We start from the raw sequence: 13,921 nt of genomic DNA, 5'->3' as shown, positions 1-13,921 counted from the left end.
ACTTGTTTCAGCATCCAAAGTGCCGCGAAGGATATCGCCCGTGGACCGTTGGGCCCTGAAACAAGTTCAGGGCGACGGAAAATTCGAAGCGGCCCAGCCCCTCGGAACGAGGCGAGCGCCGCCCTATTTCTTCCGCTTGAAATCCACCGATACGACGTTCGAGCCGTCCTCGACCGGCTTGGCCGGCGGCTCGTCATTCTCGGCCTCGTCATGCTGGGGCTCGGGCTCGTCGCCGCCATCGGCCGCCTGGAAGCGCAGCTCGAAATTCACCGCCGGATCGTGGAAGCCGGTGATCGCCGAGAAGGGGATGTTGAGCATCGCCGGCACCTGATTGAAGCTCAGGCCCACCGAGAATTTGTTGTCGTCGACCTTCAGGTCCCAGAATCGATGCTGCAGGACGATGGTCATCTCGTCCGGGAAGCGATCGATCAGGCGCTGCGGGATGTCGACCCCCGGCGCGTGCGTCTTGAAGGTGATGTAGAAATGATGCCCGCCGGGCAGGTTTCCACCCGAGTCGGCGACCGAGCCCAGCACGCGGCCGACCACGGCGCGCAGGGCTTCCTGCACGATCTCATCATAGGGAATCAGGCTGTCAGGCACGTTGCCGGTCATGCCCCTTGGGTAGCGTACCGGGCAGCGCGGTCAAGATTGCATGCGCGGCAACCATCGCTATGTGGGACGCCATGCGCACCGCCACCGTGAGCCGCAAGACGAGCGAGACCGCCGTCGACGTCACCGTCAACCTCGACGGTACCGGCGCCTATGCCGTTTCCACCGGGATCGGCTTCTTCGACCACATGCTCGAGCAGCTCAGCCGCCATTCGCTGATCGATCTCGACGTGAAGACGGTGGGCGACCTGCATATCGACCAGCACCACACGGTGGAGGATACCGGGCTGGCGATCGGCGAGGCCATCGCGAAGGCGCTGGGCGACAAGAGGGGCATCCGGCGCTATGCCGACGCGCTCTCGCCGATGGACGAGACGCTCACCCGCGTCGCGGTGGACATTTCGGGCCGCCCCTATCTCGTCTGGAAGACCGCGTTCAGCCAGAAGCGGCTCGGCGAGATGGACACCGAGATGTTCGAGCACTGGTTCCATTCCTTTGCCCAGACGGCCGGGCTGACGCTCCATATCGAGACACTTTACGGCACCAACAACCATCACATCGCCGAAGCCGCGTTCAAGGGCTTGGCCCGGGCGCTGCGCGAGGCGGTGGAGATCGATCCGCGCAAGGCGGATGCGGTGCCCAGCACCAAGGGGGTGCTGTGAACGATTCCATCAAACTCCCCTCCCTGGAAGGGAGGGGCTGGGGGTGGGTCGCGTCCAGGCGATACTGCGGCGTCGCGCTGACCGGCGTCGTATCGCGTGCATCACCCCACCCCCGCCCCCTCCCTTCCAGGGAGGGGAGAGAATGACCATCGCCCTGATCGACTATGGCGCCGGCAATCTCCACTCGGTCCACAACGCCCTGAAGGCGGCGGGCGCCGCGGACGTCGCGGTCACCGCCGATCCCGCGGCGGTGATGCGGGCCGACCGCGTCGTCCTGCCCGGCGTCGGCGCATTCGGGGCCTGTGCCGCGGGGCTGCGGGCGATCCCCGGCATGATCGAGGCGCTGGACGTGCGCGTCCGCCGCGAGGGTGCGCCTTTCCTCGGCGTCTGCGTCGGCATGCAGCTGATGGCCGATACAGGGGAAGAGCTGGGCACCCATCCCGGCCTGGGCTGGATCTCCGGCACCGTCCGCGCGATCGCGCCCGCACCCGGCATCCGCGTGCCGCACATGGGCTGGAACGACGTCGTCCCCACGCATTCCCACCCGCTGATCGAGCCGGGCCAGGCCTATTTCCTGCACAGCTTCGCCTTCACCGGCGACGCGGTGCTCGCCACTACCGACCATGGCGGCCCGGTCACGGCCGCGATCGGCCGCGACAACATGATCGGCGTCCAGTTCCACCCCGAGAAAAGCCAGCGCTACGGCATCGCGCTGATGGAAAGGTTCCTCGCTTGGCACCCCTAGACCCGGATGGCCTGATCATCTTCCCCGCGATCGACCTCAAGGCCGGCCAGGTCGTCCGCCTGGCCGAAGGCGACATGGCCCGCGCCACCGTCTATGGCGACGATCCCGCAGCCCAGGCCGAGCGCTTCGCCCAGGCCGGCGCGGAATGGCTCCACGTCGTCGATCTCGACGGCGCCTTTGCCGGCGAATCGGTCAACGGCGCCGCCGTCGCCGCGATCCTCGGGCGCTTCGGCGGCAAGATCCAGCTCGGCGGCGGGATCCGCAACCGCGAATCGATCGAGCGCTGGCTCGACCTCGGCGTCCGCCGCGTGGTGATCGGCACGGCCGCGCTGGAGAATCCGGACCTGGTCCGCGAAGCCGCGCGCGACAATCCCGGCCGGATCGTCGTCGCCGTCGACGCGCGCGACGGCATGGTCGCCACGCGCGGCTGGGCCGATGTGTCGGACGTGTCGGTGGCCGACCTCGCGCGCCGCTTCGAGGATGCCGGCGTCGCCGCGCTCCTCTTCACCGATGTCGGCCGCGACGGGCTGCTTAAGGGCTGCAACGTCGAGGCGACGGTCGCCCTGGCCCGCGCGGTCTCGATCCCGGTGATCGCCAGCGGCGGCGTGACCGACATCGCCGACATCCACGCGCTGCGCCCGCACGTCGCGGATGGGGTGGAAGGCGTGATCACCGGCCGCGCCCTCTATGACGGCCGGCTCGACCTGAAATGGGCGATCGAAATGGGCCGGGCATGAGGTTCGCGGGAAGACGCAACGACGCGACGATTCTGTTCACGCGGAGACGCGGAGGCGCGGAGCAATCGCGTTGCTGCGCCAGCGGTCCCTCCTTCCCGTCGCATGCCAAGGACCTCGCACAAGAGGTCGCGGCTGACGCCGCAAGACAGCCTGCCCCTTCCGCGCCTCCGCGTCTCCGCGCGAGCAAATCTCTTCTTCTTCGTAGCGTCGTCGCGTCGTCGCGCGAACAATCTCCCCGCGCCCTCGCTCTCTATCGCGAGCAAATCGCATGACCGTCCGCGCCCGCGTCATTCCCTGTCTCGACGTCGCCAATGGCCGGGTGGTCAAGGGCGTCAACTTCGTCGATCTGGTCGATGCCGGCGATCCCGTCGAGCAGGCGCGCGCCTATGACGCGGCGGGGGCCGACGAGCTCTGCTTCCTCGACATCACCGCCAGCCACGAAGCGCGCGGCACCATCCTCGACGTGGTCCGCCGCACCGCCGAGGTCTGCTTCATGCCGCTCACCGTCGGCGGCGGCGTGCGCGGCGTCGAGGATGCCCGCGCCCTGCTGCTGGCCGGCGCCGACAAGGTGGCGGTCAATTCCGCCGCCGTCTCGCGTCCCCAGGTCGTCGCCGAGATCGCCGAGAAGATGGGCAGCCAGTGCGTCGTCGCCTCGGTCGACGCGCGCCGCACCGCGCAGGGCTGGGAAGTCTTCACCCATGGCGGCCGCAAGCCCACGGGCATCGACGCAGTGACGCACGCCCTCGCCCTCGCCCATCTCGGTGCCGGCGAGCTGCTGATCACCTCGATGGACCGCGACGGCACCCGCGACGGCTACGACCTGGAGCTGATCCGCACGATCGCCGACCAGGTGACGGTGCCCGTGGTCGCCTCGGGCGGAGTCGGCACCCTCCGCCATCTGGTGGAGGGCATTCGCGACGGCCATGCCAGCGCGGTGCTGGCGGCCTCGATCTTCCATTTCGGCGAGGCCAGCATCGCCGACGCCCATCGCGCGATGGCGGCCGCCGGGATCCCGGTGCGCAGCCCGGTCGTCGGTTAGCTTTACATTCACCAATTCCGCAAGCCGAAGCTTAACCATCGAAAGCGGCGGAAAATGCCGGTTTCGGCAAAGCGGCCGGTTTCTTGCTCCCTCCCGAAGACAATCAAAGAGGGAATCAGGACAATGATCCGTAACTTCGCCAATCTGGCCGCGTTCGGCCTCCTCGTTACCCTGTCTGCCACACCGGCCTTCGCCATGGACAAGCCGCCCGTCGATCCGGGCACGCCCTCCAGCAGCAGCAGTGGTGGCGGCACCACGAGCAGCAGCAGCGGCGGCTCGGGCAGCCCCACTTCGATCCCGGAGCCGGGCATGCTCGGCCTGTTCGCACTCGGCACCATCGGTGCGTTCGTCGCGCGCCGGGCCCGTCGCCGCAGTTAACGATTTGTCGGGGCGTTGCGACTAAGGTCGCGTACCATGCGCAACGCCCTGCTTCCCCTGCTGCTGCTCGCCGCCATGCCCGTGCTGGCCGCCGACGAGCCGCCGCACACCGGCCGCGCCGGCACGCGCTCGATGCCCGAGCTTTCGGACCTGGCGCTCGCCGCCTGTGCCGCCGGCGGCATCTGGTTCGCCCGCCGCCAGCTGCGCGCGCGCTTCCGCAAGACCGCGCCCCGGGATTGAAGCCCGAGGATTGACAGGCGCGTCCGGCTCCCGCAGCCGGGGGCCATGGCCGACTCCCTGGATGCCCTCGAAGCCGTGATCCGCGCCCGCCGCATGGCGAGCCCCGACAGTTCCTATGTCGCGAAGCTCACGCATCGCGGCCGCGCCAAGATCGCCCAGAAGCTGGGCGAGGAAGCCACCGAGACCGTGATCGCGGCGATCCGGGACGATCGCGAGGAACTCACCAAGGAAGCGGCCGACCTCGTCTTCCACCTGCTCGTGCTGCTGGCCGATGCCGGCCTGGGCCTGGACGACGTCCGCGCCGAGCTCGCCCGCCGCGAGGGCGTGTCGGGAATCGCGGAGAAGGCAGGGCGCTCGGCATGAGCGCTCCCCTTCCGCTTGCGGGAGGGGCCGGGGGAGGGCATGTGCACCCCGAGACCGCGCGACGGGTGGGAGGACATCCCCTCCCCTAACCCCTCCCGCAAGCGGAAGGGGAACAAGATGCCCATCGACGCCACCCAGTCCTATGACGACCAGAACGTCTTCGCGAAGATCCTGCGCGGCGAGATCCCGTCGCGAAAGGTGTTCGAGGACGCGTTCGCCCTCGCCTTTCACGACATCAATCCGCAGGCGCCGCACCATGTGCTGGTGATTCCCAAGGGCGCCTATGTCTCGTGGGACGATTTCTCCGCCCGGGCGAGCGAAGCGGAGATCGCCGGCTTCGTCCGCGCGGTCGGCCAGGTCGCGCGCGAGGCAGGGTTCGTGGCGCCGGGCTATCGCCTGCTCGCCAATACCGGGCTCGACGCGCATCAGGAGGTGCCGCATCTCCATGTCCACATCTTCGCCGGCAAGCCGCTCGGCCCGATGCTGGCCCGCTAGCCGAAACCGCCGGATCCGGGGAGCGTCATGCACTTCCAGCACACTTTCCATCTCGCTTCCTATCTCGACACGCTGGTCAGCTATGCGCTCGCGCTGGTGCTGGGCGCGCTGATCGGCGCCGAGCGCCAATATCGCCAGCGCACCGCCGGGCTGCGCACCAACGCGCTCGTCGCGCTCGGCGCGGCGGCGTTCGTCGACCTCGCCCAGAAGCTTGCCGGCGATGTCGAGGCGGTGCGGGTGATCGCCTATGTCGTCTCGGGGATCGGCTTCCTCGGCGCGGGCGTGATCATGAAGGAGGGGATGAACGTCCGCGGCCTCAATACCGCCGCCACGCTCTGGTGCTCCGCGGCGGTAGGCGCCTGTGCCGGCACCGACATGGCGGCGGAGGCAGCGACGCTCACCGTCTTCGTGGTGGCCGGCAACACCCTGTTGCGGCCCGTCGTCAACGCGATCAACCGCATCCCGCTGGCCGGCGGCACGCTGGAGGCGACCTATTCGGTCATCCTCACCACCGATCCGGCCGATGCGCCGGCGCTGCGCGACCTGCTCGTCGATCACCTGGAGCTGATGCGCTATCCCGTGGCCGATACCGAGATCTCCGAGCGATCGGAGGAACTGGTCGAGATCCGGGCGACGCTGGTCAGCACCGGGGCGGCCGATGCCGATCTGGATGCGATCGTCGCGCACCTGGCCAAGACGCATGCCGTGCAGCACGCCACCTGGGAAGTGCAGACCCACGACTGACCGGCGGACCGGCGCGCTTGCCAAGGGCGCCGCCACCTGCTTGCCTCGCCGCCATGCGCTATCTCAACCTCGCCGTCGCGATCGTCGCCGAAGTCACCGCGACCTCGTTCATGAAACAGTCCGAGGGGTTCACCCGGCTCGTCCCTTCGGCGGTCACCATCCTCGGCTATGCGATCGCCTTTTATTTCCTCTCGCTCACCCTACGCGAGATTCCCACCGGCATCGCCTATGCGATCTGGTCCGGCGTCGGCATCGTGCTGATCGCGGCGATCGCCTGGGCATTCCAGGGCCAGAAGCTCGACCTGCCGGCGATCCTCGGCATGGCCCTGATCATCGCCGGCGTGCTGGTGATGAACCTGTTCTCCCGGGCGGCGGCGCATTGAGCCGAATCGCGGCCTTCACGAAGGGCCGGCGCGGGGATACCGGAACCGGGGGGCCGCACAGCAATAACTTTGTGGACTTCCACGATCGCCGGGCCGCACGACTCGCCGCTTTGCGCCACTAAAGGATTGCCTCCCCCGGTTTTGCGGCTAGGCTCCGCGCTTTCATCCAAAAGGGGCGGCGGGACAAACCGCCGTTGAGGGGACCATCCAATGATCTTCGGGCGCGTAAAGCCACTCGATGCCATCCTCGCCACTGCCGAGAAAAAATCGCTCCACCGTTCGCTGGGGGCTTTCCAGCTCACCATGCTCGGCATCGGCGCGGTGATCGGCACCGGCATTTTCGTTCTCACCGCCGAAGCCGCCCAGCGCGCGGGCCCCGGCATGATGGTGAGCTTCATCATCGCCGGCGTGGTCTGCGCCTTCGCGGCGCTCTGCTATGCCGAGATGGCCGCGATGGTCCCGGTCTCGGGCTCGGCCTATACCTATAGCTATGCCGTGATGGGCGAGCTGATCGCCTGGATGGTCGGCTGGGCGCTGATCCTCGAATATGCCGTGGCCGCGGGGGCGGTCTCGGTCGGCTGGTCCGGCTATGTCGTCGGCCTGATCGAGCACAGCTTCCACATAAACATACCCCAAACGCTGGTCACCGGGCCGTTCGACGGCGGACTGATCAACCTGCCCGCGATGCTGATCGCCGGCCTGGTCACCTGGCTGCTGGTGATCGGCACCAAGGAGAGCGCCACGGTCAACGCCATCCTGGTCGCGATCAAGATCACGGCGCTCACCGCGTTCATCGTGCTGGCCGTGCCGGTGATGAACAGCGCGCAGTTCTCGCCCTTCGCGCCCACCGGCTTCATCGGCGTCTCGATGGCGGCGGCGTCGATCTTCTTCGCCTATGTCGGCTTCGACGCGGTCTCCACCGCGGCCGAGGAGACCAAGAACCCGCAGCGCAACATGCCGATCGGCCTGATCGGTTCGCTCGCCATCTGCACCATCTTCTACCTGCTCGTCGCCGCCGGCGTGATCGGCGCGCCGGGCCTCAGCACCCAGCCGGTGATGGACGCCGCCGGCCATGCGCTCGAGCCGGGCAGCCGCGAACTCGCCGCCCAGTGCGCCACCCGCGCCGCCGAAGGCTTCAAGGACGTGGTCTGCTCGAAGGAGGCGCTGGCCTTCACCCTGCGCGAGATCGGCTGGCCGCAGATCGGCAACCTGCTCGGCCTCGCCGCCGGCCTGGCGCTGCCCTCGGTCATCCTGATGATGATGTTCGGCCAGACCCGCATCTTCTTCGTGATGAGCCGCGACGGCCTGCTCCCCGCCGCCTTCTCGAAGATCCACCCGCGCTTCAACACGCCGCACGTGATCACGATCATCACCGGCGTGGCGGTGGCGCTGTTCGCCGCCTTCTTCCCGGTTGGCCAGCTCGCCAACATCTCGAATTCGGGCACGTTGTTCGCGTTCGCCGCGGTGTCGATCGCGGTGATGGTGATCCGCAAGACCGATCCGGACCGCAAGCGCCCGTTCAAGACGCCGTTCGTGTTCCTGACGGCGCCGATCGCGATCCTGGGCTGCCTCTATCTGTTCATCAGCCTGGACCACAAGAGCATCATCCTCTTCCTGTCCTGGGCAGTGATCGGCCTGCTCGTCTATTTCGGCTATAGCCGCTCGCGCAGCCATGTCGGCCGCGGGATCGTCGACGTGCACGAGCCCGAGGCCTATGACGAGCTGGACCCGCCGGTGCCCGGCACCCGCTGAGGGCGCCGTTTCCAGGCAAAAGAAAAAGGGCCGGAGGAGCGATCCTCCGGCCCTTTTCCTATCTTTGCGGAAGCCGGGATCCCGGGCGAAGGCGCGGGACAGGAGCCGCACGAAACCCCGGCTTCCGCCGGGGTGACGGCTTGGGCTCAGGCCAGTTTCTCGGCCGCCAGTTCCTTCAGGTCCACCTCGGCGCGGGCGCCGTAATGCTGGATGATCTCCGCGGCGCAGAGCGCGCCCAGGCGCAGCGAATCCCGCACCGAGCGGCCCTGGGCCTGGCCATGGAGGAAGCCGGCCGCGAACATGTCGCCCGCGCCGGTGGTGTCGACCAGCCGGGCGATCGGCTCGGCCGGAACCTCGACCCGCTCGCCGCCGACCAGCGCGATCGCGCCCTTCTCGCTGCGCGTGACGACCAGCACCGGCACCTTGCCGTGCAGGTGCTGCACCGCCGCCTCGAACTCCTCGCGCTCGCACAGCGCCAGCAGCTCGTTCTCGTTGGCGAACAGGATGTCGATCATCCCGCCCTCGATCAGCTTGCGGAAATCGTCGCCATGGCGCGAGATGCAGAACACGTCGGACAGGGTGAAGGCCACCTTGCGGCCGGCGGCGCGGGCGATCTCGATCGCCTTGCGCATCGCGGCGCGCGGCTCCTCGGGGTCCCACAGATAGCCCTCGAGATAGAGGATCGCGCCATTGGCGATCAGTTCCTCGTCGAGCGCGGCGGCCGGCAGGAACTGCGAGGCGCCGAGGAACGTGTTCATCGTGCGCTGCCCATCGGGCGTGACGAAGATCAGGCAGCGGGCGGTGCTGGGCTGGCCGGGGCGCACGGCGGTGTCGAAATCGACGCCGGCGGCGCGGATATCGTGCGCGAAGACCTGGCCCAGCTGGTCGTCGGCCACCTGGCCGATGAACGCGGTCCTGCCGCCCAGCGCGGCGATGCCCGCCACGGTGTTCGCCGCCGAACCGCCCGAGATCTCGCGGCCCGGGCCCATCCGGGCATAGAGCGCGTCAGCGTCCTCGGGCGAGAAGATGAGCTGCATCGAGCCCTTGGCGACGCCGATCTCCTCGATGAAGCTGTCCTCGGCCTGGGCGAGGATGTCGACGATCGCGTTGCCGATGGCGACGACGTCATAAGTCGGGCTGGTCAAACTGGTGCTCCAAAAAGATTGCGCGGACGCCCTAGTGGCGGGCAATAGAGGATGCAATGATTCAGGCCTTCTTCCTGTCGCTGGGCCAGCTGTTCGACCGGCCGATACTGGCTGTCTTCGTCAAGTCCGTGATCCTGACATTGGTGCTGTTCGCCGCGGCGAGCGTCGGCCTGTGGTTCGGCATGCATGCGCTGGCCGACGGGATCGCGGCATGGCTGGGGGGCTGGAGCGGCTCGGACGCCTTTGCCGACATCGCCACCATCCTGATCGTGCTCGTCGCCCATTGGCTGATGTTCCGCGCCATCGCGGTGGCGGTGATCGGCATCTTCGCCGACGAAGTGGTCGCCGCAGTGGAGAAGAAACACTATCCCGGCGCCCATGCCCAGGCGCACGACCTGCCCTTTGGCCGCGCGCTGGCGATGGGCCTGGGCTCGGCGCTGCGGCTGATCGGCGTGAACCTGCTGCTCTCGCCGCTCTACCTGGTCCTGCTCGTCACCGGCGTGGGCACGGCGCTGGCCTTCTTCCTGGTCAACAGCTGGCTGCTCGGCCGCGACCTGGGCGACATGGTCGCGGCGCGGCACATGCGGCGCGACGAGCTGCGCGGCTGGCGGCGGCGCACCGGCATCGGCCGCTTCGCGCTGGGCGCGGCGGGCACCGGGCTGTTCCTCGTCCCGATTTTGAACCTGGTCGCCCCGGTGCTCGGAGCCGCGATGGCCACCCATGCATTCCACCGCGGGAGGCGGGCATGAAGAGACTCATCCTGATCGGTATGCTGGCGCTGGGCGCCTGTAGCGAAGGCGGCGTGATCCCGCCGCCGCGCGCCGGCTATGTCCCGGTGCCGAGCGCCCGGCCCGCGCCGGGCCCGGCGGCGCCGCTGCCGGGCAATATCGGCGCGCTGCGGGGCGCCACCGCGCCCGGGCTGATCGCGCGCTTCGGCAAGCCCCAGCTCGACATGAGCGAAGGCACCGCCCGCAAGCTCCAGTTCGCCGGGCCGATCTGCGTGCTCGACACCTATCTCTATCCCCAGAAACGCGGCGAGCCGGTGGTGACGCATATCGACGCCCGCCAGCGCGACGGCCGCCCGATCGACGAGGCGAGCTGCGTGGCCGCACTGAGCGGCGGACGACCCGGCGGACGGTGAGCTTCCTCTCCCCTTCCGCTTGCGGGAGGGGTCGGGGGAGGGGCTATAGTATTTCCGGACGCGGCGGGGGAGGACATGCCCTCCCCTAACCCCTCCCGCAAGCGGAAGGGGGACTTAAGCGGCCCAGCGCCCAGCCCGCCGCCTCGCGCACCGTCTCGTCAGGATCGTCGAGCAGCGCCCGCACCGGCGCGATCAGCGCCGCGCTGCCGCTGTTGCCGGCCGCGATCAGGCAGTTGCGCATCATCCGGTCGCGCCCTATCCGCTTGATCGGCGAGCCGGAAAACACCTCGCGGAACCCCGCATCGTCGAGCGCGAGCAGGTCCGCCAGCGCCGGCACGGTCAGCTCCGCGCGCGGCGCGAAGGCCAGGTTCGCCTGGGCCGCGCGCGCGAACTTGTTCCAGGGGCACACCGCCAGGCAATCGTCGCAGCCATAGATGCGATTGCCGATCCCGGTGCGGAATTCCTCGGGGATCGGCCCCTTGTGTTCGATCGTCAGGTACGAGATGCAGCGCCGCGCATCGAGCCGATAGGGTGCCGGGAACGCATCGGTCGGGCAGGCCGTCTGGCAGGCATCGCAGCTGCCGCACGTGGTGCGCACCGGCGCATCGGGCGCCAGTTCCAGCGTGGTGTAGATCGCGCCGAGGAACAGCCAGCTGCCATGGGTGCGGCTCACCAGGTTGGTGTGCTTGCCCTGCCAGCCCAGTCCCGCCGCCTCGGCCAGCGGCTTTTCCATCACCGGCGCGGTATCGACAAAAACCTTGAGTTCCGCGCCGGGCGCGGCGCCGACCAGCCAGCGGCCCAGCTCCTTCAGCCGCCGCTTCATCACGTCGTGATAGTCGGCGCCCTGGGCATAGGTGGAGATGCGGCCCACCTCACCCTCCCCCGCCAGCGCGAGCGGATCGGTGCGCGGCGCATAGCTCATGCCCAGCGAGATCACCGACCGCACCTCGGGCCACAGCCCGGCCGGGCGCTCGCGGTGGTGCGCGCGCTCCTCCATCCAGAGCATCGAGCCGTGGCGGCCTTCCTCCAGCCACTGGCGCAGCCGCTCGGCGGTCTTCGGCGCGGCATCGGCGCGCGCGATCCCGCAATCGGCGAACCCGATTTCCGCCGCTTTGGCCTTTATTCGTGCTTCCAGTGGCTTGTGCTGTTCCACGCGGACCCGCTACCACGTTTTGGTGGTTTACGGCACCAGCCCGCTCCCCCACCCGGCCACCCATGGAATACTGCCGTTGGGTGGCCGGGTGGGGGAGCGGGCTGGTGCCGTCCTCGGCGTGGCCGAGACACTGATGGAGACACTCTTTTGTCTGGCGAATTGGCCGTAAGCGCCCGGGGGCTCGTCAAATATTTCGGAGATCGGCGCGTCGTCGACGGCGTCGACATCGCAGTTCCCAAGGGGCTCGTCTATGGCGTGCTCGGCCCGAACGGCGCCGGCAAGACCACGACGCTGCGCATGCTGCTCGGCATCATCGAGCCGGACGAGGGCGCCCGTTCGATGCTGGGCCGATCCCATCCGCGCGACGCCAGCGACCTGGTCGGCTATCTCCCCGAGGAGCGCGGCCTCTATCCCAACATGAAGTGCCGCGAGGCGATCGCCTTCATGGGCGCGCTGCGCGGCCTGCCCTGGGCGACGGGGCGCAAGCGCGCCGATGCGCTGCTCGACAATGCCGGCCTCGGCCATGCCAAGGACGAGAAGATCCGCAAGCTCTCCAAGGGCATGGCGCAGCTGGTCCAGCTGCTCGGCTCGGTGGTGCACGAACCCGAGCTGCTCGTCCTGGACGAGCCTTTCTCCGGCCTCGATCCGGTCAACCAGGAAAAGCTCGAGAAGCTGATCCGGGCCGAGCGCGATCGCGGCGCGACGATCCTCTTCTCCACCCATGTCATGGCCCATGCCGAGCGCCTCTGCGACCGGCTCTCGATCATCGCCGGCGGCAAGGTCCGCTTCGAGGGCACGGTGAACGACGCCCGCGCGACGCTGCCGATGAAGGCGCACTATACGCCGCACCACAATGTCGAGGGCGCGCGCGCGCTGCTCCCCGCCGATGCCGAGCGCGAAGGCGATGGCTGGCGCTTCACCCTGCCCGCCGGCGGCGTCGAATCGCTGCTCGTGAAGCTGATCGACGGCGGCTACGGCGTCTCGGGCCTGTCGATCGAGCGGCCGGGGCTGCACGACGCCTTTGTGCGGATCGTCGGCGCGGATGCCCTTGCGGATCAGGAGGAAGCGGCGTGAGCAAGTTTTCGCGCATGCTGCGCCAGGCGCTGACGGTCGCGCGCCGCGATTTCACCGCCACGGTGTTCACGCCCACCTTCCTGCTCTTCCTGTTCGCCCCGGTGCTGATGATCGGCTTCGGCACGGTCGGCGGGATCGGCGCCCAGTCGATCGTCGGCGACGATTCGCAGATGCGGATGGTGGTGATCGCACCGCCCGCCCAGGCGCCGACGCTGCTCGAGACCGACAAGCAGCTGCGCACCCTCTTCCCCAGGAAGAGCGAGCTGATGCCGCCGCCGCTCACCATCGAGGCGCCGACGGGCGATCCCGCCGCCCAGGCCCGCGCCTATTTCGACAGCGACAAGGTCGATACCGCGGCAGTGCTCTTCGGCCCGCTCGACAAGCCGGAGGTGCTCTATGCCAGCCGCGGCTGGACCGAGGCGCAGTTCCTCGCGCAGCTCGCCGAGCAGAGTCTGCGCGCGCAGAAGCTGGGCAGCGCCGCCCCCGCCAGCACCGTCACCCAGACGGTGGTGAAGCGCGGCCAGGGCTCGCCCAGCGGGCGCGGCCAGGCGGCGTCGATCGGCGTGTTCGCGATGTTCTTCCTCACCTTGTTCCTCTCGGGCCAGGCCGTGGGCACCATGGCCGAGGAGCGCTCGAACAAGGTAATCGAGATACTGGCGGCCGCGGTGCCGCTGGAGAGCGTGTTCTTCGGCAAGCTGATCGGCATGTTCGGCGCCGCAGTGCTGTTCGTGCTGTTCTGGGCGACGATCATCATCAACGCCACCAGGCTGCTCCCGCCCGAGATCGCCGGCAGCTTCCCCAGCCTCGTCGCGGCGATCGGCGCGCCCGCCTATGCCTTTCTCTTCATCGCCTATTTCACCATGTCCTACATGCTGCTCGGCGCGATGTTCCTCAGCATCGGCGCGCTGACTTCCACCCAGCGCGAGCTGCAGATGCTCTCGCTGCCGATCACCATCTTCCAGATGATGATGTTCGGCCTGGCGCTGGGCGCGGCGACGCGGCCCGGCAGCTGGATCGAGACGGCGGCGCAGGTCTTCCCGTTCAGCTCGCCCTTCGCGATGATCGGGCTGGCGGGGAGCGCGCCGGCGATCTGGCCACATCTGCTCGCGCTGGGCTGGCAGGCGCTGTGGGTGGCGATCATCATCACGGTGGGAGCGCGGGTGTTCCGCCGCGGCGTACTCAAATCGGGCAGCCCCAAGCGCCGGACGAAGATCGAGGCGGCCCTCTGATTAAATTCCTCCCCCAGACAGGCTGGGGGAGG

The 13,921-nt window shown here is 68.7% G+C and carries 18 protein-coding genes; 15 read left to right on the top strand and 3 right to left on the bottom strand.

Going from position 1 to position 13,921, the window contains the following annotated elements; translation table 11 throughout:
* Positions 1–123 precede the first annotated feature (123 nt).
* Complete coding sequence (locus CAP40_RS06150; protein WP_086128528.1) at positions 124–612, bottom strand: SspB family protein; 489 nt, start codon at positions 610–612, stop codon at positions 124–126.
* 71 nt (positions 613–683) lie between these two features.
* Here CAP40_RS06150 and hisB point away from each other — a divergent pair, with 71 nt between their 5' ends.
* The 11 genes from hisB to CAP40_RS06095 all read left to right on the top strand — a co-directional run bounded on the left by hisB (position 684) and on the right by CAP40_RS06095 (position 8,147).
* On the top strand, positions 684–1,271 hold the full coding sequence (gene hisB / locus CAP40_RS06145) for an imidazoleglycerol-phosphate dehydratase HisB (protein WP_086129331.1): 588 nt from the start codon (positions 684–686) through the stop codon (positions 1,269–1,271).
* Between the two features lie 142 nt (positions 1,272–1,413).
* Positions 1,414–2,016, top strand: a complete 603-nt coding sequence (hisH, locus tag CAP40_RS06140; RefSeq protein ID WP_086128527.1) for an imidazole glycerol phosphate synthase subunit HisH — start codon at positions 1,414–1,416, stop codon at positions 2,014–2,016.
* A gap of 11 nt (positions 2,017–2,027) precedes the next feature.
* Positions 2,028–2,753, top strand: a complete 726-nt coding sequence (gene hisA / locus CAP40_RS06135; protein WP_086129330.1) for a 1-(5-phosphoribosyl)-5-[(5-phosphoribosylamino)methylideneamino]imidazole-4-carboxamide isomerase — start codon at positions 2,028–2,030, stop codon at positions 2,751–2,753.
* A gap of 268 nt (positions 2,754–3,021) precedes the next feature.
* Complete coding sequence (gene hisF, locus CAP40_RS06130; protein ID WP_086128526.1) at positions 3,022–3,792, top strand: imidazole glycerol phosphate synthase subunit HisF; 771 nt, start codon at positions 3,022–3,024, stop codon at positions 3,790–3,792.
* 123 nt (positions 3,793–3,915) lie between these two features.
* A complete protein-coding gene (locus CAP40_RS06125; RefSeq protein WP_179187941.1) occupies positions 3,916–4,170 on the top strand; it encodes a PEP-CTERM sorting domain-containing protein in 255 nt (84 codons plus the stop codon).
* A 36-nt stretch (positions 4,171–4,206) separates the two neighbouring features.
* Positions 4,207–4,410, top strand: coding sequence for a hypothetical protein (locus tag CAP40_RS06120; RefSeq protein ID WP_086128524.1), 204 nt, complete (start codon positions 4,207–4,209; stop codon positions 4,408–4,410).
* Between the two features lie 45 nt (positions 4,411–4,455).
* Positions 4,456–4,773 (top strand): phosphoribosyl-ATP diphosphatase, encoded by a 318-nt coding sequence (locus CAP40_RS06115; RefSeq protein ID WP_086128523.1) that lies wholly within the window; start codon positions 4,456–4,458, stop codon positions 4,771–4,773.
* A 117-nt stretch (positions 4,774–4,890) separates the two neighbouring features.
* Positions 4,891–5,268: a histidine triad nucleotide-binding protein gene (locus CAP40_RS06110; protein WP_086128522.1), complete on the top strand. Its 378-nt coding sequence runs from the start codon at positions 4,891–4,893 to the stop codon at positions 5,266–5,268.
* A gap of 27 nt (positions 5,269–5,295) precedes the next feature.
* A complete protein-coding gene (locus tag CAP40_RS06105) occupies positions 5,296–6,012 on the top strand; it encodes an MgtC/SapB family protein (RefSeq protein ID WP_086128521.1) in 717 nt (238 codons plus the stop codon).
* A 53-nt stretch (positions 6,013–6,065) separates the two neighbouring features.
* Complete coding sequence (locus CAP40_RS06100; RefSeq protein WP_086128520.1) at positions 6,066–6,395, top strand: SMR family transporter; 330 nt, start codon at positions 6,066–6,068, stop codon at positions 6,393–6,395.
* Between the two features lie 210 nt (positions 6,396–6,605).
* The gene (locus CAP40_RS06095) at positions 6,606–8,147 is read left to right on the top strand and encodes an amino acid permease (RefSeq protein WP_086128519.1); all 1,542 of its coding nucleotides are present in this window, start codon (positions 6,606–6,608) and stop codon (positions 8,145–8,147) included.
* Positions 8,148–8,293: 146 nt separating this feature from the next.
* On the opposite strand, the gene CAP40_RS06090 is transcribed toward CAP40_RS06095, so the two are convergent.
* Positions 8,294–9,292 (bottom strand): adenosine kinase, encoded by a 999-nt coding sequence (locus CAP40_RS06090; protein ID WP_086128518.1) that lies wholly within the window; start codon positions 9,290–9,292, stop codon positions 8,294–8,296.
* A gap of 56 nt (positions 9,293–9,348) precedes the next feature.
* Here CAP40_RS06090 and CAP40_RS06085 point away from each other — a divergent pair, with 56 nt between their 5' ends.
* Both CAP40_RS06085 and CAP40_RS06080 read left to right on the top strand, forming a co-directional pair.
* The gene (locus CAP40_RS06085) at positions 9,349–10,041 is read left to right on the top strand and encodes an EI24 domain-containing protein (RefSeq protein WP_086128517.1); all 693 of its coding nucleotides are present in this window, start codon (positions 9,349–9,351) and stop codon (positions 10,039–10,041) included.
* Complete coding sequence (locus tag CAP40_RS06080) at positions 10,038–10,433, top strand: hypothetical protein (RefSeq protein WP_086128516.1); 396 nt, start codon at positions 10,038–10,040, stop codon at positions 10,431–10,433. The genes CAP40_RS06085 and CAP40_RS06080 overlap by 4 nt, the downstream gene beginning before the upstream one ends.
* Before the next feature lie 85 nt (positions 10,434–10,518).
* Here the strand turns inward: CAP40_RS06080 and queG are convergent, their stop codons facing one another.
* Positions 10,519–11,586 (bottom strand): tRNA epoxyqueuosine(34) reductase QueG, encoded by a 1,068-nt coding sequence (queG, locus tag CAP40_RS06075; protein WP_086128515.1) that lies wholly within the window; start codon positions 11,584–11,586, stop codon positions 10,519–10,521.
* Positions 11,587–11,733: 147 nt separating this feature from the next.
* Between queG and CAP40_RS06070 the strand changes: the two genes are divergently transcribed.
* Positions 11,734–12,660, top strand: a complete 927-nt coding sequence (locus CAP40_RS06070) for an ABC transporter ATP-binding protein (RefSeq protein WP_086128514.1) — start codon at positions 11,734–11,736, stop codon at positions 12,658–12,660.
* Positions 12,657–13,889, top strand: a complete 1,233-nt coding sequence (locus tag CAP40_RS06065) for an ABC transporter permease (RefSeq protein WP_086128513.1) — start codon at positions 12,657–12,659, stop codon at positions 13,887–13,889. Before CAP40_RS06070 ends, CAP40_RS06065 begins: the two co-directional genes overlap by 4 nt.
* Positions 13,890–13,921: the final 32 nt, after the last annotated feature.

It is taken from the genome of Sphingomonas sp. IBVSS2 (genome assembly GCF_002127225.1).
Lineage (GTDB): Bacteria > Pseudomonadota > Alphaproteobacteria > Sphingomonadales > Sphingomonadaceae > Sphingomonas.
This window is presented reverse-complemented; position numbering and strand designations above follow the sequence as displayed.

What these genes read in the sequence shown, in the direction of transcription:
- hisH (WP_086128527.1), top strand. Translation starts at nt 1,414, where the DNA reads ATGACCATCGCCCTGATCGACTATGGCGCCGGCAATCTCCACTCGGTC.
- CAP40_RS06100 (WP_086128520.1), top strand. Translation starts at nt 6,066, where the DNA reads ATGCGCTATCTCAACCTCGCCGTCGCGATCGTCGCCGAAGTCACCGCG.
- CAP40_RS06110 (WP_086128522.1), top strand. Translation starts at nt 4,891, where the DNA reads ATGCCCATCGACGCCACCCAGTCCTATGACGACCAGAACGTCTTCGCG.
- CAP40_RS06105 (WP_086128521.1), top strand. Translation starts at nt 5,296, where the DNA reads ATGCACTTCCAGCACACTTTCCATCTCGCTTCCTATCTCGACACGCTG.
- hisF (WP_086128526.1), top strand. Translation starts at nt 3,022, where the DNA reads ATGACCGTCCGCGCCCGCGTCATTCCCTGTCTCGACGTCGCCAATGGC.
- CAP40_RS06080 (WP_086128516.1), top strand. Translation starts at nt 10,038, where the DNA reads ATGAAGAGACTCATCCTGATCGGTATGCTGGCGCTGGGCGCCTGTAGC.
- CAP40_RS06125 (WP_179187941.1), top strand. Translation starts at nt 3,916, where the DNA reads ATGATCCGTAACTTCGCCAATCTGGCCGCGTTCGGCCTCCTCGTTACC.
- CAP40_RS06115 (WP_086128523.1), top strand. Translation starts at nt 4,456, where the DNA reads ATGGCCGACTCCCTGGATGCCCTCGAAGCCGTGATCCGCGCCCGCCGC.
- CAP40_RS06085 (WP_086128517.1), top strand. Translation starts at nt 9,349, where the DNA reads ATGATTCAGGCCTTCTTCCTGTCGCTGGGCCAGCTGTTCGACCGGCCG.
- hisB (WP_086129331.1), top strand. Translation starts at nt 684, where the DNA reads ATGCGCACCGCCACCGTGAGCCGCAAGACGAGCGAGACCGCCGTCGAC.
- CAP40_RS06095 (WP_086128519.1), top strand. Translation starts at nt 6,606, where the DNA reads ATGATCTTCGGGCGCGTAAAGCCACTCGATGCCATCCTCGCCACTGCC.
- CAP40_RS06120 (WP_086128524.1), top strand. Translation starts at nt 4,207, where the DNA reads ATGCGCAACGCCCTGCTTCCCCTGCTGCTGCTCGCCGCCATGCCCGTG.
- CAP40_RS06150 (WP_086128528.1), bottom strand. Translation starts at nt 612, where the DNA reads ATGACCGGCAACGTGCCTGACAGCCTGATTCCCTATGATGAGATCGTG.